18 protein-coding genes and 4 tRNA genes are annotated in these 21,770 nt (G+C 68.8%); 2 read left to right on the forward strand and 20 right to left on the reverse strand.

All coding sequences use genetic code 11. From position 1 onward, the window contains the following. Positions 1-784: 784 nt before the first annotated feature. The 17 genes from RB614_RS02560 to RB614_RS02640 form a co-directional block, all read right to left on the reverse strand. A complete protein-coding gene (locus RB614_RS02560; RefSeq protein ID WP_308710676.1) occupies positions 785-1,132 on the reverse strand; it encodes a hypothetical protein in 348 nt (115 codons plus the stop codon). A gap of 67 nt (positions 1,133-1,199) precedes the next feature. Next, the gene (locus tag RB614_RS02565) at positions 1,200-5,087 is read right to left on the reverse strand and encodes a DNA-directed RNA polymerase subunit beta' (RefSeq protein WP_308710677.1); all 3,888 of its coding nucleotides are present in this window, start codon (positions 5,085-5,087) and stop codon (positions 1,200-1,202) included. Between the two features lie 82 nt (positions 5,088-5,169). Beyond that, positions 5,170-8,601: a DNA-directed RNA polymerase subunit beta gene (gene rpoB / locus RB614_RS02570; protein ID WP_308710678.1), complete on the reverse strand. Its 3,432-nt coding sequence runs from the start codon at positions 8,599-8,601 to the stop codon at positions 5,170-5,172. 517 nt (positions 8,602-9,118) lie between these two features. Next, positions 9,119-9,508 carry a 50S ribosomal protein L7/L12 gene (gene rplL / locus RB614_RS02575; protein WP_308710679.1) on the reverse strand — a complete coding sequence of 130 codons (390 nt, stop codon included), beginning with the start codon at positions 9,506-9,508 and terminating at the stop codon, positions 9,119-9,121. Positions 9,509-9,598: 90 nt separating this feature from the next. Continuing rightward, positions 9,599-10,141: a 50S ribosomal protein L10 gene (gene rplJ, locus RB614_RS02580; RefSeq protein ID WP_308710680.1), complete on the reverse strand. Its 543-nt coding sequence runs from the start codon at positions 10,139-10,141 to the stop codon at positions 9,599-9,601. A 277-nt stretch (positions 10,142-10,418) separates the two neighbouring features. Then, positions 10,419-11,135, reverse strand: coding sequence for a 50S ribosomal protein L1 (gene rplA / locus RB614_RS02585; RefSeq protein ID WP_308710681.1), 717 nt, complete (start codon positions 11,133-11,135; stop codon positions 10,419-10,421). An 81-nt stretch (positions 11,136-11,216) separates the two neighbouring features. Next, the gene (gene rplK / locus RB614_RS02590) at positions 11,217-11,648 is read right to left on the reverse strand and encodes a 50S ribosomal protein L11 (protein WP_308710682.1); all 432 of its coding nucleotides are present in this window, start codon (positions 11,646-11,648) and stop codon (positions 11,217-11,219) included. 132 nt (positions 11,649-11,780) lie between these two features. Further along, positions 11,781-12,500, reverse strand: coding sequence for a transcription termination/antitermination protein NusG (gene nusG, locus RB614_RS02595; RefSeq protein ID WP_308710683.1), 720 nt, complete (start codon positions 12,498-12,500; stop codon positions 11,781-11,783). Positions 12,501-12,522: 22 nt separating this feature from the next. After that, positions 12,523-12,921, reverse strand: coding sequence for a preprotein translocase subunit SecE (gene secE, locus RB614_RS02600; protein WP_308710684.1), 399 nt, complete (start codon positions 12,919-12,921; stop codon positions 12,523-12,525). 109 nt (positions 12,922-13,030) lie between these two features. Further along, positions 13,031-13,103: transfer RNA gene (locus RB614_RS02605), tRNA-Trp, on the reverse strand. 103 nt (positions 13,104-13,206) lie between these two features. Next, positions 13,207-13,605, reverse strand: a complete 399-nt coding sequence (locus RB614_RS02610) for a MaoC family dehydratase (RefSeq protein ID WP_308710685.1) — start codon at positions 13,603-13,605, stop codon at positions 13,207-13,209. A 1-nt stretch (position 13,606) separates the two neighbouring features. After that, positions 13,607-14,053: an FAS1-like dehydratase domain-containing protein gene (locus tag RB614_RS02615; RefSeq protein WP_308710686.1), complete on the reverse strand. Its 447-nt coding sequence runs from the start codon at positions 14,051-14,053 to the stop codon at positions 13,607-13,609. Positions 14,054-14,158: 105 nt separating this feature from the next. Further along, positions 14,159-14,326: a 50S ribosomal protein L33 gene (gene rpmG / locus RB614_RS02620; RefSeq protein WP_167925014.1), complete on the reverse strand. Its 168-nt coding sequence runs from the start codon at positions 14,324-14,326 to the stop codon at positions 14,159-14,161. Positions 14,327-14,425: 99 nt separating this feature from the next. Continuing rightward, positions 14,426-14,498, reverse strand: a tRNA-Met gene (locus RB614_RS02625). 25 nt (positions 14,499-14,523) lie between these two features. Continuing rightward, positions 14,524-14,596 (reverse strand) — tRNA-Thr (locus RB614_RS02630). Between the two features lie 72 nt (positions 14,597-14,668). Continuing rightward, on the reverse strand, positions 14,669-17,236 hold the full coding sequence (locus tag RB614_RS02635) for a putative bifunctional diguanylate cyclase/phosphodiesterase (RefSeq protein WP_308710687.1): 2,568 nt from the start codon (positions 17,234-17,236) through the stop codon (positions 14,669-14,671). A gap of 5 nt (positions 17,237-17,241) precedes the next feature. Beyond that, a complete protein-coding gene (locus RB614_RS02640) occupies positions 17,242-17,424 on the reverse strand; it encodes a hypothetical protein (protein ID WP_308710688.1) in 183 nt (60 codons plus the stop codon). Between the two features lie 833 nt (positions 17,425-18,257). Between RB614_RS02640 and RB614_RS02645 the strand changes: the two genes are divergently transcribed. Beyond that, positions 18,258-18,647 (forward strand): DUF4352 domain-containing protein, encoded by a 390-nt coding sequence (locus tag RB614_RS02645; RefSeq protein WP_308710689.1) that lies wholly within the window; start codon positions 18,258-18,260, stop codon positions 18,645-18,647. Positions 18,648-18,704: 57 nt separating this feature from the next. Here the strand turns inward: RB614_RS02645 and RB614_RS02650 are convergent. After that, positions 18,705-18,785, reverse strand: a tRNA-Tyr gene (locus tag RB614_RS02650). Positions 18,786-18,922: 137 nt separating this feature from the next. On the opposite strand from RB614_RS02650, the gene RB614_RS02655 reads away from it, so the two are divergent. Continuing rightward, positions 18,923-19,417 (forward strand): YajQ family cyclic di-GMP-binding protein, encoded by a 495-nt coding sequence (locus RB614_RS02655; protein ID WP_308710690.1) that lies wholly within the window; start codon positions 18,923-18,925, stop codon positions 19,415-19,417. Between the two features lie 21 nt (positions 19,418-19,438). Here RB614_RS02655 and RB614_RS02660 read toward each other — a convergent pair whose 3' ends face one another. Both RB614_RS02660 and htpX read right to left on the reverse strand, forming a co-directional pair. Further along, positions 19,439-20,701, reverse strand: a complete 1,263-nt coding sequence (locus RB614_RS02660; protein ID WP_308710691.1) for an MFS transporter — start codon at positions 20,699-20,701, stop codon at positions 19,439-19,441. A 120-nt stretch (positions 20,702-20,821) separates the two neighbouring features. Next, complete coding sequence (gene htpX, locus RB614_RS02665; protein WP_308710692.1) at positions 20,822-21,700, reverse strand: zinc metalloprotease HtpX; 879 nt, start codon at positions 21,698-21,700, stop codon at positions 20,822-20,824. Positions 21,701-21,770: the final 70 nt, after the last annotated feature.

The raw sequence follows: 21,770 nt of genomic DNA on the forward strand, positions 1-21,770 counted from the left end.
GCACGACCGCTCCTGGCAGCGGCACGCCTCCCGGCGGCAGCACTCCCGGCGCTGGGCCACCTCCCAGCGGCAGGGCCGCTCCCGGCGCTGGGCCACCTCCCGGCGGTGCGGCGGCTCCTGGCGGTGCGGCGGCTTCCGGCGCGGGGCCGGATTCCGGTGTTGGGGCGGCTTCCGGCACGGGGGTGGCTTCCGGCGCGGGGCCGGCCTCCGGCGCGGGGGTGGCCTCCGGCGCGGGGCCGTTGAAGGACGGGCCTGGATGTGGTGCCGCTGGCTCGGGTGGCTGGGGCGTCGCCTCGGGCGCGGCGCTCGGCGCCGCCTCGTCGGCGGGCCGCCAACCCGGCGTGTCCTGCGGCTCACTAGACGGCCCGGCCTGCGGCGGGCTGGCGACGTCGTCTGCCGGCGCTCGCTCCGCCGCTCCCGGCGGCGTCTCCCGTCGCGGGCCGGTGGAGTCGGCCGCTCCCCCGGACGGCTCGTTCCCCGCCCCCGAACGCTCCCCCGGCTGCGGGTCCGCGACGCCCTCCGCCGGCTCGGACCGCCACAGGCCCGCAGCCCCGATCGGGCGCCCGGCCTCCCCCATCGGCCGCCCGGCCGCGCCCAGCGCGGAGTCGGCCTCGCCGAGGGGCGAGGCCCCGGGCTCACCGGCCGGGGCGGGCGGATCCTCGGGCCGCGCCGGCCGCGGCACCTCGTCCGTCACTGCGCCCCCTCGCCTTCCACCCCGCCGGTCTCGACGGGCAGCGCCACGCGGGCCCGCCTCATGGCCCCGGCCGCCGGAAACACCGCCACGCTAGTCGATCCCGGGTGCGAAGTCGTGCCCCGCCGGCTGGCCGGCGAAGTCGACGACGCCGATCACCACCGCGACGACCAGCGACGTGGCGGCCAGCGCGACGCCGACCCAGGCCAGCTTTTCACCGCGGCGCAGCCAGGCCGAGCCGGTCAGATAACCCCCCGACCGGAACGCCTCGCGGCGCGCCTGCCCGGCCAGTGCGATCGCGATCGTGGCCGGCACCAGTCCACCCACGAACGGGCCGGTGACCAGCGCGACCAGCCCCAGGGCAAACACCGTGCCGGCCTTGGTGGAGCGCACCGGCTCGGGGTCGAGCGGATGGCGCAGGGCGGCCGGCGAAGTGGTCACGCAACCAGCCTACAAACCGGAAGCGCCCCGCACGTGGTGTGCGGGGCGCTTCGCGACGGACCAGGACTTACCGGTAAGACCCGAAGTCGAAGTCGTCCAGCGGCACGGCCTGCCCGCTGGCCGGCCCGAATCCGTAGTCGGTCTCGGGGTAGCCGGTCATCGAGTACACCTTGGCCTTCGCCTCCTCGGTGGGCTCCACCCGGATGTTGCGGTACCTGCTGATGCCGGTACCGGCCGGGATGAGCTTGCCGATGATGACGTTCTCCTTGAGGCCGATCAGCGAGTCGCTGCGCGCGTTGATCGCCGCGTCGGTCAGCACCCGGGTGGTCTCCTGGAAGGAGGCCGCCGAGAGCCAGGAGTCGGTCGCCAGCGAGGCCTTGGTGATACCCATGAGCACCGGACGACCGGCGGCGGGCTCGCCACCCTCCGACACGAGCCGGCGGTTTTCCGACTCGAAGACGGCCCGGTCGACCAGCACACCCGGCAGGAACTCGGTGGAACCCGAGTCGATCACCGTGACCCGCTTCAGCATCTGCCGAATGATGATCTCGATGTGCTTGTCGTGGATGAGCACACCCTGCGAGCGGTAGACCTCCTGGACCTCCTGGGTCAGGTGGACCTGCACCGCGCGCGGGCCGAGGATCCGCAGGAGCTCGTGCGGGTCGATCGTGCCCTCGGTGAGCTTTTCGCCGACCTCGACGTGGTCTCCGTCGTGCGCGCGCAGGCGCACGCGCTTGGAGATCTTGTCGTGGACGATCTCGTCGCTCCCGTCGTCGGGAACGATGATGATCTTCCGCGAACGCTCGCCGTCCTCGATCCGGATCCGGCCAGGCGTGTCGGCGATCGGCGCCTTGCCCTTGGGCACGCGCGCCTCGAAGATCTCCTGCACACGCGGCAGACCCTGCGTGATGTCCTCACCGGCGACACCACCGGTGTGGAACGTACGCATCGTCAGCTGGGTGCCGGGCTCACCGATCGACTGGGCGGCGATGATGCCGACCGCCTCGCCGACGTCCACGGTCTTGCCGGTCGGCAGCGAACGGCCGTAGCAGGCCGCGCAGACGCCCAGCTTGGACTCGCAGGTGAGCACGCTGCGGACGCGGACCGTCTCGACGCCGGCCGCGACCAGCTTGTCGACGACGATCGAGTTGAGGTCGGTGCCCCGCTCGGCGACCACCGTGCCGTCGGCACCCTTGACGTCGTCGGCCAGGGTGCGGGCGTGCACACCGGTCTCGGCGTGCTCGTGCACCACGAGCTGGCCGTTGATCGTCTCGCCTACCGCCATCGGGATCGCGCGGTCGGTGCCGCAGTCCTCCTCGCGGATGATCACGTCCTGCGACACGTCCACCAGACGCCGGGTCAGGTAACCCGAGTCGGCGGTACGCAGCGCGGTGTCGGCCAGACCCTTGCGGGCACCGTGGGTGGAGATGAAGTACTCCACCACGGAGAGGCCCTCGCGGTAGCTGGACTTGATCGGCCGCGGGATGATCTCACCCTTGGGGTTGGCCACCAGGCCACGGATCGCCGCGATCTGGCGGAGCTGGAGCAGGTTACCGCGGGCACCCGAGTTGATCATCTTCCACAGCGGGTTTTCCTGCGGCAGCGAGGTCTCCATCTCCTTGGCCACCTCGTTGGTGGCCTTGGTCCAGATCTCGATGAGCTCGCCGCGGCGCTCCTCGGCCGTCATCAGACCACGCTGGTACTGCTTGTCGATCCGGTCGGCTTCCTTCTCGTACCGCTCCATGATCTCCGGCTTGCGCGGCGGCGCGATGACGTCCTCCATGCCGATCGTCACGCCGGACCAGGTGGCCCAGTGGAAACCGGCCTCCTTGAGCGCGTCGAGCGTGGCGGCGAGGGCGACCTTCGGGAACCGCTCGGCGAGGTCGTTGACGATCGCCGAGAGCTGACCCTTGCGGATCTCGTAGTTCACGTACCGGTAGCCCTTGGGCAGGGTCTCGTTGAAGAGCGCCCGGCCCAGCGTGGTCTCGACGATGAGCGGCTCGCCCGGCGTCCACTCCTCGGGAGCGGTCCACTTGGGCTGGCCGGCACCGTTGTCGACCTCGACGACGTCGCGCAGCCGTACCTTGATCGGCGCCTGCAGGTCGAGCTCGCCGTTGTCGAAGGCCATCCGCGCCTCGGCGTCCGAGCTGAACTCCCGGCCCACACCCTGCGCCTCCGGCGTGAGGTGGGTCAGGTGGTACAGCCCGATGACCATGTCCTGGGTCGGCATGGTCACCGGCTTGCCGTCGGCCGGCTTGAGGATGTTGTTGGACGACAGCATCAGGATCCGCGCCTCGGCCTGGGCCTCGGCGGACAGCGGCACGTGCACCGCCATCTGGTCACCGTCGAAGTCCGCGTTGAACGCGGTGCAGACGAGCGGGTGGATCTGGATCGCCTTGCCCTCGACCAGCTGCGGCTCGAAGGCCTGGATGCCCAGGCGGTGCAGCGTCGGCGCCCGGTTGAGCAGCACCGGGTGCTCGCCGATGACCTCCTCCAGGACGTCCCACACGACCGGCCGCTGCCGCTCGACCATCCGCTTGGCGGACTTGATGTTTTGCGCGTGGTTGAGATCGACCAGGCGCTTCATCACGAACGGCTTGAAGAGCTCCAGCGCCATCTGCTTGGGCAGGCCGCACTGGTGCAGCTTCAGCTGCGGGCCGACGACGATCACGGAACGGCCGGAGTAGTCGACGCGCTTGCCGAGCAGGTTTTGCCGGAAGCGGCCCTGCTTGCCCTTGAGCATGTCGGACAGCGACTTCAGCGGCCGGTTGCCCGGACCGGTGACCGGACGGCCGCGGCGGCCGTTGTCGAACAGCGCGTCGACGGCCTCCTGCAGCATCCGCTTCTCGTTGTTGACGATGATCTCGGGCGCGCCCAGGTCGATCAGGCGCTTGAGCCGGTTGTTGCGGTTGATCACGCGGCGGTACAGGTCGTTGAGGTCGGAGGTCGCGAAGCGGCCACCGTCGAGCTGCACCATCGGACGCAGGTCCGGCGGGATCACCGGAACGCAGTCGAGCACCATACCGAGCGGCGAGTTGCGGGTGTTGAGGAACGCCGCCACGACCTTGAGCCGCTTGAGCGCCCGGATCTTCCGCTGGCCCTTGCCGGACCGGATGACCTCGCGCAGGTTTTCCGCCTCGGCGTCCAGGTCCATGTTTTCCAGCAGGGCCTTGATCGCCTCGGCGCCCATGCCGCCGTTGAAGTACTCGCCGAACCGGTCGCGCAGCTCCCGGTAGAGCAGCTCGTCGGTGACCAGCTGCTTGGGCTCCAGCTTGCGGAACGTGTCGAGCACCTCGTCGAGCCGGTCGATCTCGCGCTGCGCCCGGTCGCGGATCTGGCGCATCTCGCGCTCGCCGGACTCCTTGACCTTGCGCCGCACGTCGGCCTTGGCACCCTCCGCCTCGAGCTCGGCCAGGTCGGCCTCGAGCTTGGCGGCGCGCTTTTCGATCTCCGAGTCGCGGCTGTTTTCCGACTGCCGCTTCTCGGCGAGGATCTCGTTTTCGATCGTCGACATGTCGCGGTGGCGGGCCTCGGTGTCCACCCCGGTCACCACGTACGACGCGAAGTAGATGATCTTTTCGAGGTCCTTGGGCGCCAGGTCGAGCAGGTAGCCCAGGCGGCTCGGCACACCCTTGAAGTACCAGATGTGGGTGACCGAGGCGGCCAGCTCGATGTGGCCCATCCGCTCACGGCGGACCTTCGAGCGGGTCACCTCGACGCCGCAGCGCTCACAGATGATGCCCTTGAAGCGGACCCGCTTGTACTTGCCGCAGTAGCACTCCCAGTCCCGCTGCGGACCGAAGATCTTCTCGCAGAAGAGCCCGTCCTTTTCCGGCTTGAGCGTGCGGTAGTTGATCGTCTCAGGCTTCTTCACCTCGCCGTGCGACCACTGGCGGATGTCGTCAGCTGTCGCCAGGCCGATGCGCAACTCGTCGAAGAAGTTGACGTCGAGCAATTTATGTCCCTCGAGTCGTGTCGTATCTCTTGCCAGCTCATGGGGTGGGTCGGGGGTGAGGTGTCACCCCCGACCCGCCACCTCAGACTTCCTCGACGCTGCTTGGCTCACGCCGAGACAGGTCGATGCCCAGCTCCTCCGCGGCCCGGAAGACCTCGTCGTCGGTCTCCCGCATCTCCAGCGCCACGCCGTCGCTGCTCAGCACCTCGACGTTGAGGCACAGCGACTGGAGCTCCTTGAGGAGCACCTTGAACGACTCCGGGATGCCGGGCTCGGGGATGTTTTCGCCCTTGACGATGGCCTCGTAGACCTTCACGCGGCCGAGCACGTCGTCGGACTTGATCGTGAGCAGCTCCTGGAGGGCGTATGCCGCGCCGTACGCCTGCATCGCCCAGCACTCCATCTCACCGAAGCGCTGACCACCGAACTGCGCCTTACCACCCAGCGGCTGCTGCGTGATCATCGAGTACGGGCCGGTCGAGCGAGCGTGGATCTTGTCGTCGACCAGGTGGTTGAGCTTCAGGATGTAGATGTAGCCGACCGCGATCGGGTCCGGCAGCGGCTCACCGGAGCGGCCGTCGAACAGCTGGGCCTTGCCCGAACCGCCGACGAGCTGAACGCCGTCACGGTTGGGCAGGGAGCTGGCCAGCAGGCCGCTGATCTCCGCCTCCTTGGCGCCGTCGAAGACCGGCGTCGCCACGTTGGTGTCCGGCTCCGACGTGTCGGCGCCGATCGACTGGAGCGCCCGCTTCCACTCGGCGTCCTCGCCCTCGATCTTCCAGCCGGTCTTGGCCACCCACCCGAGGTGGGTCTCCAGGACCTGGCCGATGTTCATCCGGCTCGGCACACCCAGCGGGTTGAGCACGATGTCGACCGGCGTGCCGTCCTCCAGGAACGGCATGTCCTCGACCGGCAGGATCTTGGAGATGACGCCCTTGTTGCCGTGGCGGCCCGCGAGCTTGTCACCGTCCTGGATCTTGCGCTTCTGGGCCACGTAGACGCGGACCAGCTCGTTGACGCCCGGGGGCAGCTCGTCGCCGTCCTCGCGGGAGAAGGTGCGGACGCCGATGACCGTGCCGGTCTCGCCGTGCGGCACCTTCAGCGAGGTGTCCCGGACCTCACGCGCCTTCTCACCGAAGATCGCGCGAAGCAGCCGCTCCTCAGGGGTCAGCTCGGTCTCGCCCTTGGGCGTGACCTTGCCGACCAGGATGTCGCCGGGCACGACCTCCGCGCCGATCCGGATGATGCCACGCTCGTCGAGGTCGGCGAGCATTTCCTCGCTGACGTTCGGGATGTCGCGGGTGATCTCCTCCGGACCCAGCTTGGTGTCGCGGGCGTCGACCTCGTGCTCCTCGATGTGGATCGAGGTGAGCACGTCCTGCTGCACGAGGCGCTGCGACAGGATGATCGCGTCCTCGTAGTTGTGCCCCTCCCACGGCATGAACGCCACGAGCAGGTTGCGCCCGAGCGCCATCTCGCCCTCGTCGGTGCACGGGCCGTCGGCGATGACCTGGCCGGCCTCGACGCGGTCGCCCTCGAAGACGACCGGCTTCTGGTTGACGCAGGAGCCGGCGTTGGAGCGGCGGAACTTGTGCAGCAGGTAGGTGCGGCGGTGACCGTCGTCCTGGTGCACCGTCACGTAGTCGGCGCACAGGTCCTCGACCACGCCACCGACCTCGGCGACGACCACGTCACCGGCGTCGACGGCGGCCCGGTACTCCATGCCGGTGCCCACCAGCGGCGACTCGGCCTTGACCAGCGGCACCGCCTGGCGCTGCATGTTGGCGCCCATCAGCGCCCGGTTGGCGTCGTCGTGCTCGAGGAACGGGATCATGGCGGTCGCGACCGACACCATCTGGCGCGGCGAGACGTCCATGTAGTCGACCGAGGACGGCGGGACGAAGTCGACCTCGCCACCCTTTCGGCGGACCAGCACCCGGTCTTCGGCGAAGCTGCCGTCGGACTTGAGCGGGGCGTTGGCCTGGGCCTTGACGAACCGGTCCTCCTCGTCCGCCGTCAGGTAGTCGATCTGGTCGGTGACCCGACCGTTGTCCACCTTCCGGTACGGCGTCTCGATGAAGCCGAACGGGTTGACCCGCCCGAACGTGGAGAGCGCGCCGATCAGGCCGATGTTGGGACCTTCCGGGGTCTCGATCGGGCACATCCGGCCGTAGTGGGACGGGTGCACGTCGCGAACCTCGAAGCCGGCCCGCTCGCGGGACAGACCACCGGGGCCCAGCGCGGAGAGGCGCCGGCGGTGGGTCAGGCCCGCCAGGGGGTTGGTCTGGTCCATGAACTGGGACAGCTGCGACGTGCCGAAGAACTCCTTGATCGCCGCCACCACCGGACGGATGTTGATCAGGGTCTGCGGCGTGATCGCCTCGACATCCTGGGTGGTCATCCGCTCGCGGACGACCCGCTCCATCCGGGACAGGCCGACCCGGACCTGGTTTTGGATCAGCTCGCCCACCGTGCGCAGGCGCCGGTTGCCGAAGTGGTCGATGTCGTCGGCCTCGTACCCCTCCTCACCCGAGTGCAGGCGGCAGAGGTACTCGACCGTGGCGACGATGTCCTCGACGGTCAGCGTGCCCGTGGTGATCGGGATGTCGATTTCGAGCTTCTTGTTGAACTTGTAGCGCCCGACCTTGGCGACGTCGTACCGCTTCGAGTTGAAGAAGAGGTTGTCGAGCAGGGTCTGGGCGTTCTCCCGGGTCGGCGGCTCACCGGGCCGCAGCTTGCGGTAGATGTCGAGCAGCGCCTCGTCCTGGCCGGCGATGTGGTCCTTCTCCAGGGTGGTCATCATCAGCTCGGACCAGCCGAACCGCTCGCGGATCTGCTCGTTGGTCCAGCCGATGGCCTTGAGCAGGACCGTGACGGCCTGGCGGCGCTTGCGGTCGATGCGGACGCCGACGGTGTCGCGCTTGTCGATGTCGAACTCCAGCCAGGCACCCCGGCTCGGGATCACCTTGACGCTGGAGAGGTCGCGGTCGGACGTCTTGTCCGGCTGCTTGTCGAAGTAGACGCCCGGGGAGCGGACGAGCTGGCTGACGACCACACGCTCGGTGCCGTTGATGATGAACGTGCCCTTGGGGGTCATCATCGGGAAGTCACCCATGAACACCGTCTGGCTCTTGATCTCGCCAGTGGTGTTGTTGGTGAACTCCGCGGTCACGAAGAGCGGAGCGCAGTACGTCAGGTCCTTCTCCTTGCACTCCTCGATCGAGGCCTTGACCTCGTCGAAGCGGGGGGCGGAGAAGGAAAGGGACATGGTGCCCGAGAAGTCCTCAATCGGACTAATCTCGTCGAGGATTTCCGCGAGACCTGAGCGGGCGTGCGGGTCATCAGCCGACCGGCCCTGCCAGGCCTCGTTGCCAACCAGCCAGTCGAACGACTCGGTCTGGATGGCGAGGAGGTTGGGGACCTCAAGATGTTCGGTGATCCTGCCGAATGAAATCCGGCGGGGAGCAAATGCGCTCGACGTACGACTGGTCTTCGCAGGGCGGGAAGCTGCCAAGATGCGTCCTTCCGAGGACCGGTGCTGCAAAACGGCCGTTGCGCGCGCACCCCGACTGACCCCGATCCGGGCGGCCAGTTTCGGACAAACCGGGCAGGGCTAAAGTCGGAAGGCAGCGCAAACTAGCAGTGTAGCCGAACGGCTAACCGCTGTCCAGCCCACCATGGCAGCGCGACGCGGAACGCACCTCGTGGCACCTCACGGCGCCTCCAGGCCGCTCAGAACGCGGCACGCTAGCCCGGTGCCGGCCGGTCGGCTGCGCTGGTGATCTCACCAATGGTGGACCAACGCCGCCTTACCCCGCCGGTGGCCGTTGCAAGCGCGGAAGGACTTGCTGATGTCAGCGTGCCTGCCAGCAAACGCTGCGTCAAGGGTTCTGGCGCGGGTCGGACTACCGTGATCGCCGCCACGCCCGAAATTCCACTCTGGATGCATGAAATGGGCTCCCCGTCACCACCTTTTCGGGTAGCGGGGAGCCCACTGGAGAGCTCGCGCGGGACGCGCGCGGAGTCACACCTTACTTGAGGGTGACCTTGGCGCCCTCGGCCTCGAGCTTGGTCTTGGCCTTCTCGGCGTTCTCCTTGTTGGCCTTCTCCAGGACCGGCTTCGGCGCGGCCTCGACCAGGTCCTTGGCCTCCTTCAGGCCCAGGCCGGTCAGCTCGCGCACGACCTTGATGACCTGGATCTTCTTGCCACCGTCGGCCTCGAGGATGACGTCGAACTCGTCCTTCTCCTCCTCCACCGGAGCGGCGGCGGCGCCACCGGCCGGGCCGGCCGCGGCGACGGCCACCGGCGCGGCGGCCTGGACGTCGAACGTCTCCTCGAACTGCTTCACGAAGTCCGACAGCTCGATCAGCGTCATCTCCTTGAACGCGTCGAGCAGCTCGTCGGTGCTGAGCTTCGCCATGGTGTCTGGCGTCCTTCCTTGGTTTGTTTCGAATTTCCCGGGGTTGGTCGTCGCGTGCTACGCCCGCACCCAGGGAGCTGACTCGCCGCCTTACTGAGCGGCCTGTTCCTTCTCGCGCTTGTCCTGCAGAGCGGCCGCCAGACGAGCGGTCTTCGTCAGCGGGGCCTGGAGCACGGCCGCGGCCTTGCTCAGGTTCGCCTTCATGGCGCCGGCCAGCTTGGCCAGCAGCACTTCACGGGACTCGAGGTCGGCGAGCTTGTTGACCTCGTCAGCCGAGATCGCCCTGCCCTCGAACACGCCGCCCTTGATGATCAGAGCCGGGTTGGCCTTCGCGAACTCGCGCAGGCCCTTCGCCGCCTCCACCACATCGCCGGAGACGAAAGTGAGCGCGGTAGGACCGGAGAACAGCTTGTCGAGGCCGCTGATGCCCGCGTCCGTCGCGGCACGCTTGGCCAGGGTGTTCTTCGCGACCGAGTACGTCGCGGCCTGACCCAGCGAGCGCCGCAGCTGGGTGAGCTGCGCGACCGTGAGGCCGCGGTACTCGGTCAGCACGGTCGCCTCCGCCTTGCGGAAGTGCTCGGTGAGCTCGGCGACGGCCGTGGCCTTGTCGGCCCGAACCGGCTTGTCCGCCATGTCCCTCCTCTCGTTGCGCCTGGCTGGTGCACCCGGGCCCGGACAACGAAAACGCCCCGGCGCAGGGCGCACGGGGCGGGACATGCTGTCTCGCTGACTCGCACACCGCCCTGCGCGGGTCGCCCGTCGAACGGGACCTTCGACCGCGCCGGAGCGCGGTGACCAGCGGTCTTCGGGTGGTACTTCGCCGGTAAGGGTACGCGGTGGTGCCGTACCCGCCAAATCGAGGGCGGCGCGCTCCCCGACCGGGAAACGCGCCGCCTCTGGCGAAGAGGGATCAGGCCTCCGCGGTGGCCTCGGTGAGGCCGCGGGTCACGTTGGGGTCGACCGGCACGCCGGGGCCCATCGTGGTGGTGACGGTGACCTTCTTCAGGTACTTGCCCTTGGCCGCCGACGGCTTGGCCCGGAGGATCTCGTCGAGCACGGCGGCGTAGTTCTCCACCAGCTTCTGCTCCGTAAACGAAGCCTTGCCGATGATCAGGTGCAGGTTGGAGTGCTTGTCCACCCGGAAGGTGATCTTCCCGCCCTTGATGTCGGTGACGGCCTTGCTGACGTCCATGGTCACGGTGCCCGTCTTGGGGTTGGGCATCAGACCGCGCGGGCCCAGGATCCGCGCGATCCGACCGATCTTGGCCATCTGGTCCGGCGTGGCGATCGCCGCGTCGAAGTCCAGCCAGCCTTCCTGGATGCGGGCGACCAGCTCGTCGGTGCCCACCTCGTCAGCGCCCGCGGCCGCGGCCTCCTCGGCCTTGGCGCCCGCCGCGAAGACGATCACGCGGACCGTCTTGCCGGTGCCGTGCGGCAGGTTGACCGTGCCGCGGACCATCTGGTCGGCCTTGCGAGGGTCGACGCCGAGGCGCATCGCGACCTCGACCGTGGCGTCGAACTTGACCGTGCTGGTCTCCTTGGCGAGCTTGATCGCCTCGGAAGGGGTGTAGAGCTTCGACCGGTCGATCAGGTCGAGAGCCTTGCGGTAGCTCTTGCTGTGCGGCATATCTGCGTTTTCTCCTGTGGTCTCGGCGGGCCCGCGTGGGCCCTCCCACGAGTGCTCTGTCGTGCTCCCTTGACGGTCGCACTACTCCTTGACGGTGATGCCCATGGAACGGGCGGTGCCGGCGATGATCCGCTCGGCGTGGTCGAGGTCGTTGGCGTTCAGGTCCGCCATCTTCTTCTCGGCGATCTCGCGCAGCTGGGCGCGGCTGACCGAGCCGACCTTCTCGGTGTGCGGCGTGCCGGAGCCCTTCTGCACGCCGGCCGCCTTGATCAGCAGGCGCGCGGCGGGCGGGGTCTTCAGCACGAACGTGAAGGAGCGGTCCTCGTACACGCTGATCTCAGCCGGGACGATGTCGCCCCGCTGCGACTCGGTCTGCGCGTTGTAGGACTTGCAGAACTCCATGATGTTGACGCCGTGCTGGCCCAGCGCCGGACCGACCGGCGGCGCCGGCGTGGCCTGACCCGCCGGCAACTGCAGTGTGAACGTCTTGACGAGCTTTTTCTTCGGAGGCATGGCTCTTTCCTGGGCGTGGTGATGACGTGGATGACGGCCCGTGGAGGCGCGCACGGTCAAGCGCAGCCGACAGGCCGACGTTCAAGAGTACCGCGAAGGGGCCCGCCGCCATCCGGCGGGCCGCGACCACCGCTAGATCTTCGCGACCTGGTTGAAGTTGAGCTCGACCGGCGTCTCCCGGCCGAAGATCGACACCAGCACCTTGAGCTTTTGCTGATCGGCGTTGATCTCGCTGATCGTCGCCGGCAGCGAAGCGAAGGCACCGTCGGTGACGGTCACCGAGTCGCCGACCTCGAAGTCAAGCACCTTGACCTCCGGCTTGACCTTCTTCTGCTCGGTCTCGACCGCCGGCGCCAGCCACTTGAGCACCTCGTCGAGCGAGAGCGGCGCGGGGCGGTCGGCCCGGTCGGTCGCACCGACGAAGCCGGTCACGCCCGGCGTGTTGCGCACGCAGGAGTAGGACTCCGGGGTCAGCTCCATCCGCACCAGGATGTAGCCGGGGAAGACCTTGTTTTGCACCTGGAGGCGCTTGCCGTTTTTGACCTCGACCTCTTCGCGGGTCGGCACCTCGACCTGGAAGATGAAGTCCTCCATGTCGAGGCTCGTGATGCGGGTCTCGAGGTTGGTCTTGACCTTGTTTTCGTAGCCAGCGTAGGAGTGCACCACGTACCAGTCGCCGGGTGCGTAGCGCAGCTTTTGCCGCAGCTCGGCCACCGGGTCGTAGTCGCCGTCAGGTTCGGCGACCGGCGTGTACTCCGGCTCGCTGTCGGCCTCGACCGCCTCCGGCTCGGCGGCGGTCGCCACCGCGGACTGCTCGTCGGCCGCCGCAGCGGTCTCGTCGTACTCAGGCACGCTCGCTCACTTCCGTCTTTGTCTATTCCTGGTTGCCGAAGACGAACAACACGCCCTTGGCGAACCCGTAGTCGAGGCCGGCCACGATCGCCAACATGAAGGCGACGAACACGACCACGACCGCGGTGTAGGTCAACAGCTCCTTGCGGGTCGGCCAGATGACCTTACGGAGCTCGGCGACGACCTCGCGGAAGAACCGCACCAGCCGGCCGAAGATCCCCACCCGGGCGACGTCCTTCTTCGCCTTCGGCTTGTCGGCGGGCTCGGTCTTGCGGCGCTCACGGGTGGCCGTGCCGCCGCGCGAGACCGGCTGGTCCTCGTCGTCGTCGGCGTCATCGTCGACAGCGTCGTCGAACGACTCGTCGAGGTCGTCGAAGTCGTCGTCCGCGGGCTCTTCGCCACGCCGCTTGCTCTCGGCCACTTCGCCCTCCGTGGGGGGTGGGTTGACACTTTGCCCCACCGGTCCCGGAGACGAGCCGTGGCCAGCGAAGCCGGCGGGACCTGTCCCGGGGCCGGTCAGGCCTTAGGCGCAGGGGCGACAGGACTCGAACCTGCAACCTGCGGTTTTGGAGACCGCTGCGCTGCCAATTGCGCCACACCCCTGTGGAGGCAGCGATCCCACCCAAGGCACGCCCGGGCAGGGGTAGCTACCCCACGGCGCACCAGTGTACGGGTACGCCCCTGAGATTCCCAACCTGGCACCCGTCTACGCGCGCTGACGGTGAACGATCGCCCGGGCCTGGGAAAGCACCTTTTCGCCGTGGCAGGTCGCGGTGATGTCGATCTGGGTCAGCCCCTCCTCGGTCTCACCCTTGACCACGCCGCGAAACTCGATCTCCGTACCCTCGTCGTCGTCCGGCACCGGCACCGGCCGGCTGAACCGCACGCTGAAGTCGACCACCGCGTCGGCCGCGCCGGCCCAGGTGGTGACCGCCCGGCCGGCCAGCGCCATCGTGAGCATGCCGTGGGCGATCACGCCGGGCAGCCCCACCTTCGTGGCGAGCCGCTCGCTCCAGTGGATGACGTTGAAGTCGCCGGAGGCGCCCGCGTAGCGCACCAGGTCGGCCCGGGTGACCCGGTAGGTCTGTGTGGGCAGCTCTTCCATCTCAGCCCTCCCCGCGTACGACGAGCTTGGACCAGACGCTCACCACCGGCTCGCCGGCCGAGGTGCTGACGTCGGTACGGGTGGTCAGGAAGTCGTGCCCACCCCGGGACATGATCTCCTCGACGCTGTTGACGCAGACCAGCTCGTCACCGGCCACCACCGGCCGCTGGTACGCGAAGCGCTGGTCGCCGTGCACGACCCGGGTGTAGTCGACGCCGAGCGCCGGGTCGTCGACGATCTGGCGGCTCGCCTCCATGGTGATCAACACCGGAAAGGTGGGCGGCGCGACGACGTCCGGGTACCCGGCGGCGCGGGCGGCCTCCGGATCGAGGTGCAGCGGGTCGATCGCGCCGATGGCCTTCGCGAACTCGCGGATCTTCTCCCGGCCGACCTGGTAAGGAGGGGTCGGCGGGTAGGTCCGGCCGACGAAGGACTTGTCCAGTGGCATGCAGCGAACCTACCGTCCGCCGGTGCTCAGAAGCTTGCGCGGTCCTATACGCCGAACGCGCGGGGGGCGAATGCCCACCCGCGCGATCTCAGGCTCTCTGTGGCGTCAGCGCGTCTCGCGGTGCGCCGTGTGCTTGCCGCAACGCGGGCAGAACTTCTTCAGCTCGATGCGGTCCGGGTCGTTGCGACGGTTCTTACGCGTGATGTAGTTGCGCTCCTTGCACTCCACACACGCCATAGTGATCTTGGGACGGACGTCGGTCGCCTTGGCCACGGCAGAGTGCCTTCCTCGTCAACTGGGGTCTTCGCGCTTACCGGCGCACCAGAGTACCCGGACGTGCGAAGCGGACGCCAGTGGCGTCCGTTACGTGCGTAGCGGTGGCCGGACTTGAACCGGCGACACAGCGATTATGAGCCGCTTGCTCTGCCATCTGAGCTACACCGCCGAGGTGGGTCCAGGATGACCCGCTGAGCCCCCTTACGGAATCGAACCGTAGACCTTCTCCTTACCATGGAGACGCTCTGCCGACTGAGCTAAGGGGGCGCGTGCGCCTGGGTAAGAGTACACGTCACGCTTCCCCAGGCGAAATCGGGATACCCGTGTCGGGCTTGGGATTCAGGTCACCGCGCGGAGGCGGCGGACCTCGCCCAGAGGGGTCGGCTCGGCCTCGGTGCGGGCGCCAAACCACGCCTCCAGCCGCTCGTACGGCAAGGGGCGGCTGAAGAGGAAGCCCTGGCCGATCTCGCAGCCCATCTCCTTGAGCAGGTCGAGCGTCAGCTCGCTCTCCACGCCCTCGGCGACCACCGTGAGGCCGAACTGCAGCGACAGCGCCACCACCGCCCGCACGATCGCCAGGTCGCCGGCGTCAGTCGCCATGCCCTGCACGAACGAGCGGTCGATCTTCACCTCGTGCACCGGCAGGCGGCGCAGATAAGACAGTGAGGAGTAGCCGGTGCCGAAGTCGTCGACCGAGAGCCGCACCCCGATCTCGCGGAGCCGCCGCAGCGTGGGTAACGGCCGGTCGGTGGGGCCGGTGACGCCGTCTTCCTTGATCTCGAACGTGACCCGCTCGGGCGACACCCCGTACTCCCGCAGGAGCGCCTCCACGCGACCGGGGAAACCGGGGTCGACCAGCGTACGCGGGGAGAGGTTGACCGCGACGGAGAGCGGGCGGTCGGCGTCGGCCCACTCCCGGCAACGCCGCAGCCCTTCCTTGAGCACCGCCTCGGTGAGCCGGCCGAGCTGGCCGGTGTGCTCGGCCACCGCCACGAAGTCTTCCGGCGAGACCGCACCGTGCGCCGGGTGCTCCCACCGGGCCAGGCACTCCACGCCCACCAGCCGCCGGTCGGTCAGCGTCACCTTGGGCTGGAAGTAGACCTCCAGCTCCTCGTTGTCGAGCGCGCGGCGCAGGTCGCCGGCGAGCTCCAGCCGGCGCACCGACCGCGACTCCAGGCCCGCGCTGAAGAGCTGCACACCCCCGGGCACCGACTTCGCGGTGGTCGCCGCCACGTCGGCCCGCTGCAGCAGCGTCGCGGGATCGGTCCCATGATCCGGGTGTACGACGACGCCGACGGCTGTGTCCACGTCGAGCGTGAGCGTGCCGAACATGATCGGGTCGCGCACCTGCTCGCGCAGCTCGGCGGCGAGCTGGGCGGCCGCCTCGATGCTCTCCGAGCGGAGCGTCACCACGAACTCGTCGCCGCCGACCCGCCCCACCAGCGCCGCGGGCGGCGCGAACGCGCGCAGCCGCCGGGCCACCTCGGCGAGCAGCTTGTCACCGGCCGCGTGGCCGAGCGACTCGTTGACGTCGCGCAGCCGGTCGACGTCGAAGAGGAGCACCGCGACCACCTCGCCGGGCGCCCGCACGACGACCGACTCCTCCAGCGCCTCGGTGATCCGCCGCCGGTTGGCGAGCGCGGTGAGCCCGTCGTGGTAGGCGTCGTAGCGCAGCCGGTCGACCAGCCGCGAGTTTTCCACCGCCACGCCGGCGTGTGCCGCGATCGTCTCCAGCATCCGCACGTCGGCACCGGTGAAGTTGCCCAGGTCGCCGAGGCGGTTGACCACCTCGAGCGTGCCGATCACCGCCGAGCCGGAGCGCAGCGGCGTGACGATGACGTCCTTGACCCCGCTGTCGCGCAGCGCGTCTCGCAGCCCGCCATCGGTCTCGAAGCGGGCGCCGACGGCGACCGTGCGGCCCCCCTCCTCCTGCGAGCGGGCGCGCACCGCGACCGGGGTCGGCGCCACGTCGAGCAGGCCGGAGTCGTCGACGCGGGCGGAGAGCATGACCTCCGGGTGGCGGCCCTGCGCCGGGAGCCAGAGCGTGGCGTACTCGGCTTGCATCATCGCCCGGACCCGCCCGAGGAGCGTGTCGGCGAGCGTGTCGCCGTGGCGGTCACCGCCGACGGCCTGGGTCAGCTCGTACAGATCGGTGAGCATGCGGTGCTGCTGGACGAAGCGCGCGTACGAGCGGTAGACCAGCGCGAGCACGGTGACCAGCACGACGAGCAGCACGACGGCCCACAGTGTCGCCGACAGCACGATGAGGATGACCAGCCCGATCGCCACGTTGACCGCGGTGGTCAGCAGGGTCGGGTTGGCGGTGCGGATGACCTCTCGCCCGGCCTGCGGGCCCTGCACCAGCGAGATCACGCCGATCACCGCGATGAGCGTCACAAGGACGTGGGTCGCGACGGCGGCGAACAGCACGCCCCAGGTGCTGGGACCGACGTCGTCCTGGATGGACGGCAGGGCGAGGAGCACGAGTCCGGCCAGCGAGGTGCCCGCCGCGTTCTTTGCGACGTTGAACCACAGCTTTACCGGGGCGCTGCGCCGCCGGATCTGCGCGATCAGGGTGCTCGCCGAGTAGGCCAGGACGACCATCAGCGGCGGGAGATAGAACAGGGCCAGGACCAACGGGATCTCGTTGATCGTGATGATGAAGCCTTGGCGGCGGATCACGAAATGGAAGACGGCGACCTCGGCACCGACGAACACCGCCAGCAGCAGCGCCGCCACGCCCCAGGTCTGGTAGACGGCGGGGTAGTGGATGCCGGGCGCCTCGGTCCAGTTGGTCTGGGCGAGCGCCAACGTCGCGGCCCAGATCGCAGCTAGCAGGCCCAGGGGACCTGTGATGAGCCAGCCTCGCTCGGCCGCACGTCCCGCTGATCTCCGACGCTTGGCCATCCCAGTCACGGCGCGGTGGTGCTGCCGGCTCCTGATGCGGGCGCGATGTCGACGACCGAGGAGACGGTCGGTGCACCCCAGTCGTAATCCAAGGTCGAGAAGCCGCCGGAAGCGGCGCGGGCCGGTATGCCCAACGCTGCCAGCGCCAGGACCAAGCCGGCGAGGCGGCTCAGCCAACGTGCACGCATCGAACGCTCCCGTCGGGGGGTAACCAGATGTAACTGCACGAACTTCGTGCTGAGCTGATCGTGCCACACCGAGCGGCGCCCGCACATCCTGATCGGCGGCTTAGAACCACACTGCGCGAAAAACATGGCTGAACGGCTGACCGGAAACTTAGCTGGACTTTAGGCGGCCCCACGTTCGTGCAAGATTTCACCGGCCGGCCGGCCCCGCCGATGCCCCACATCTGGTTGAGAAAGGGGCGATTTTCCCGCCTTCACGCAGAGCCATGGATGCTTTGTGTGAGATTTGTGGGCTGTGGCACTCCGTCGCCTTTGTCCACACTTGCTGAGGTCTTCCTCTTCGCCCACCTCGTCCCACCTTGCGCCAGCCCCGCCGCACGTCAGGCACCCACAGCCAGTGGATCTTGCGCCCGGACGGGACCCCGCCGGTCCGGGTTTCCCGGTCCGACGGTTGCATTTGCGTATTCGCTAGCGTTTATCAAACCTTATTTGGTGACCCACGAGTAAGCAACGACAATCATCGACGCATTTTGTGGCACCACTCTTCTGCCACTACGACATACGGCGCTGGAACGCGAATCCACCTCCCGATCCAGCAGTCGGCAGGCGATCCCACGACGCAATCACAAACCGCCGGGAGTAAGAACCGGGCTGAAGCTTTGTCCCAATCGATCCGAATGGCCGATGCGCTAATCAACCTAAAGAACGACCACTCACGGCGTCCCGCGACGTCCCTTTCGTCGAATTCGGTACGCACGACCGACCACCACTCAGCCGACCGTACCCCTGACGCCCGTCCAGCTACCGCCGGTGACCGGCGGTCCTACGTTGAGATCATGAACAATCCACGCCCACCACCAAAATCGTACGGACCGGCGTCGCCGCCCGGGCCGGCCCCGCCACCGCACGTCAGGGGCAGGTCAACGGCGACGATCCAGGGCCAGTTCTGCCTGGTGTCGATGAGCGTCGAGAACATCGGCGACAGCGCCCGGACCCTCGACGCCACCTCGCAGTACGCCTACGACGCCGCGGAGCGAAAGTTCGACGCGGACAGCCTGGCGAGCATGTACGCCAGCGACGACAACGATCTCTTTCTCAACGAGATCAACCCCGGCAACCGGGTCGACGCCGTGCTGGTCTTCGACGTGCCGAAGGAGACCAGCCTGACCAAGCTCGAGCTGCACGACTCGCCCTTCTCCGGCGGCGTCACCGTCGAGCTCAGCTGACACAGACCGGCCCCTGCCAGCAGCACGGCTGGTCAGGGGCCGATTTTTCCCTACGTGTGGCGGGTCCAGGATTCGAACCTGGGTAGCTTTCGCGACGGATTTACAGTCCGCTCCCATTGGCCGCTCGGGCAACCCGCCTAGGGCGTGCCGCCACGGTGATCGCGGCAGCGGAAGCAAGGATAGCGGTTGCGGTGGGCGGTCTCGCAACCGGGTACGGTCGGGGGGTCACTGGCCCCGGAACATCTTCATATCGGCACAAAGCAGGAGCATGACCTATGGCAGCCAACCCGTCGTTCGACGTCGTCAGCAAGGTCGACCGGCAGGAGGTCGACAACGCACTCCGGCAGGCGGAGAAGGAGCTCACCACGCGCTTCGACTTCCGCGGCACAGGCGCGCAGATCTCCTGGTCGGGTGAGGAGGCGGTCAGTCTCCAGGCGGAGACGGAGGATCGGGTCCGGGCGGCGCTCGAGGTGTTCAAGGACAAGTTGGTCAAGCGCAACATCTCGCTGAAGGCCCTGGACGCGGGCGAGCCGCGGACATCGGGTAAGACGTCGAAGATCGACTGCAAGATCGTCCAGGGGATCGACCAGGAGAAGGCGAAGGCGATCAGTAAGGCGATCCGCGACGAGGGGCCCAAGGGTGTGCAGGCGCAGATCCAGGGTGACCAGCTGCGGGTGACCGGCAAGAAGAAGGACGACCTTCAGGCCGTGATCAGCCTGCTCAAGTCGTCGGACTTCGGGATCGCGCTCCAGTTCACCAACTACCGGTAGCTTTCACCGACTACCGGTAGCTCAGGAGCCGCTGGTCGCGGCCAGCGCCTGGTCGATGCGGGCCGTCGCGCGGGCATCGGCTCGCGCGATCGAGCCGGACGGGAGGCCGGCCACCACGGCCGCTACGCCCACCGCGGCGCCGCCGAAGAGGAACGCCCACGGTACGCCGCCGGGCTGGTCGACGATCAGGCCGGAGACCGAGCCACCCACGGCGGTGAACGCGACCGCGACGGTGATGACCCAGGTGTATGCCTCGTTGAGCATGGTGGGCGGCGCGATGCGGCCCACCATGTTGTTTTCCAGCGTGAGGGCCGGCGCGATCGTGGCGCCGCCGGCGACCAGGGCGATGCCGAGCGCGATCGGGTGCGGCATGAGGGCGTACAGGGCGAACGTGGCCGCCAGCGCCCCGAGCAGCAGCGCGAACTGCCTCGCCTGGTTGCGCACCGGCGGCCGGGTGCCGAACCAGAAACCGCCGGTCGCGCTGCCCAGCGCCCAGAGCGCGAGCAGCAGGCCGCCGAGGCTGTCGCCGTCGCTGTGCCGGCTGGCGTACGCCGGCACGATCACGCCGGCAGCGCCGAACGCGGTGCCGAGGCCCGCCACGCAGACCAGCAGCGCCGGGAAGCCGCCGATCCGGAGCGGGCCGAGCCCGCGCGTGTGCTGCTCGGCGGGGTGCGGGCGCCAGCCACGCATCGCCTTGCCACGGGCGACGATCAGCGTGCCGACCAGGGTCAGGACGGCCGCCCCCACGATCGCGGCGGCCGGGCTGGCGAAGAGCACGAAGCCGGCGACCAGCAGCGGGCCGATCACGAAGACGAGTTCGAAGAGCGTGGTCTCCGCCGCCAGCGCCGCGCCGCGGACGTGGTGGCGGTCGCCGCCGGGCTCGGTGAGATCGTTCCAGGCGCCGCGGATGGCAGCGGTCAGCGGCGGGTACGTGGCGCCCGCCACCGCCGAGGCCGCGAAGATCACCGGCATCGTGTCCATCCGGCTGGCGAGCATCAGCGCGCCGAGCGCGACGGGGTGGGCGATGCCGGTCAGCAGGAGTACCGGCGAGGGGCCGATCCGGTCGGCGATGCGTCCCGCCACCGGGCTGAGGGCGGCGCCGGCCACGGCGTAGATGCCGCCCGCGATGGCGGCGGGGGTGTACCGGTCGGTGGCCTGCTGGACGAGGAGCAGCAGCGCCAGCGGCGTCATGCCGATGCCCAGCCGGGCGACGATGCCGACCACGAGGAGGACCGGAGCGCCGGGGATCCGCCAGACCGCCGAGTAATGGCGCAGCGCGGCCACAGCGCACCTCCCATGTAATGACCGACAGACCCATCCGACCCTAACCAAGATCCGCCGGCGGCGGCTACACGATTACGGGCCCGGGGTCGGTGACCCCGGGCCCGTACAGAGAGGTGCGGACTACCGCTGGAACTGGACCGGGCCGGAGTTGGCGGCCATCTGCTCCAAGCGGCGCACCCGCTCGGCCATCGGCGGGTGGGTGGAGAACAGCGACGCGATGCCGCCGCCCTTGAACGGGTTGTCGATCATCAGGTGGGCGGTGCTGGTGAGCTGGCCCTCCGCCGGGAGCGGCAGCCGCTGCGCGCCGTAGTGGATCTTGCGGAGCGCGGAGGCGAGCGCCAGCGGGTCGTTGGTCAGCCGCGCGCCGGAGGCGTCGGCCTGGTACTCGCGGCTCCGGCTGATCGCCAGCTGGATGACCGAGGCCGCGATCGGGCCGAGGATCACCATCAGCAGCAGCACGGCCGGGTTGACGCCATCGTCGTCGTCTCCGCCCAGCGGGAGGAACAGCGCGATGTTGGCGACGAACGTGATGATGGTCGCGAGCGCGCCGGCGACGCTGGAGATCAAGATGTCGCGGTTGTAGACGTGCGACAGCTCGTGGCCGATGACGCCGCGCAGCTCGCGGTAGTCGAGGATCTGGGTGATGCCCTGCGTCACCGCGACCGCCGCGTGACGCGGGTTACGCCCGGTGGCGAAGGCGTTGGGCTGCATCGTGGGGCTCACGTACAGCCGGGGCATCGGCTGGCCCGCCTGGGTCGAGAGCTCCCGCACCATCTGGTACAGAGCGGGGAACTCCGCCTCGCTGACCGGCTTGGCCCGCATCGACCGCAACGCGATCTTGTCGGACCAGAAGTAGCTGACGGCGTTGATGCCCAGCGCGATGATCACCGCGATGACCAGGCCGCCGCTGCCGCCGAACCAGTAGCCGAGGGCCAGCACGATACCGGAGAGCAGGCCGAGCAGAGCGGCCGTCTTGAGACCGTTCCAATGCCTGTGCACGATCACTCACTCCTTCAGGACCCGGGACCGGAGGGCCCGGCATCAGGCGTAACAACCTGATGCCCCTCCT

Origin of the sequence: Phytohabitans maris (assembly GCF_031085175.1) — a bacterium.
Classification (GTDB): Bacteria; Actinomycetota; Actinomycetes; order Mycobacteriales; family Micromonosporaceae; genus Phytohabitans; species Phytohabitans maris.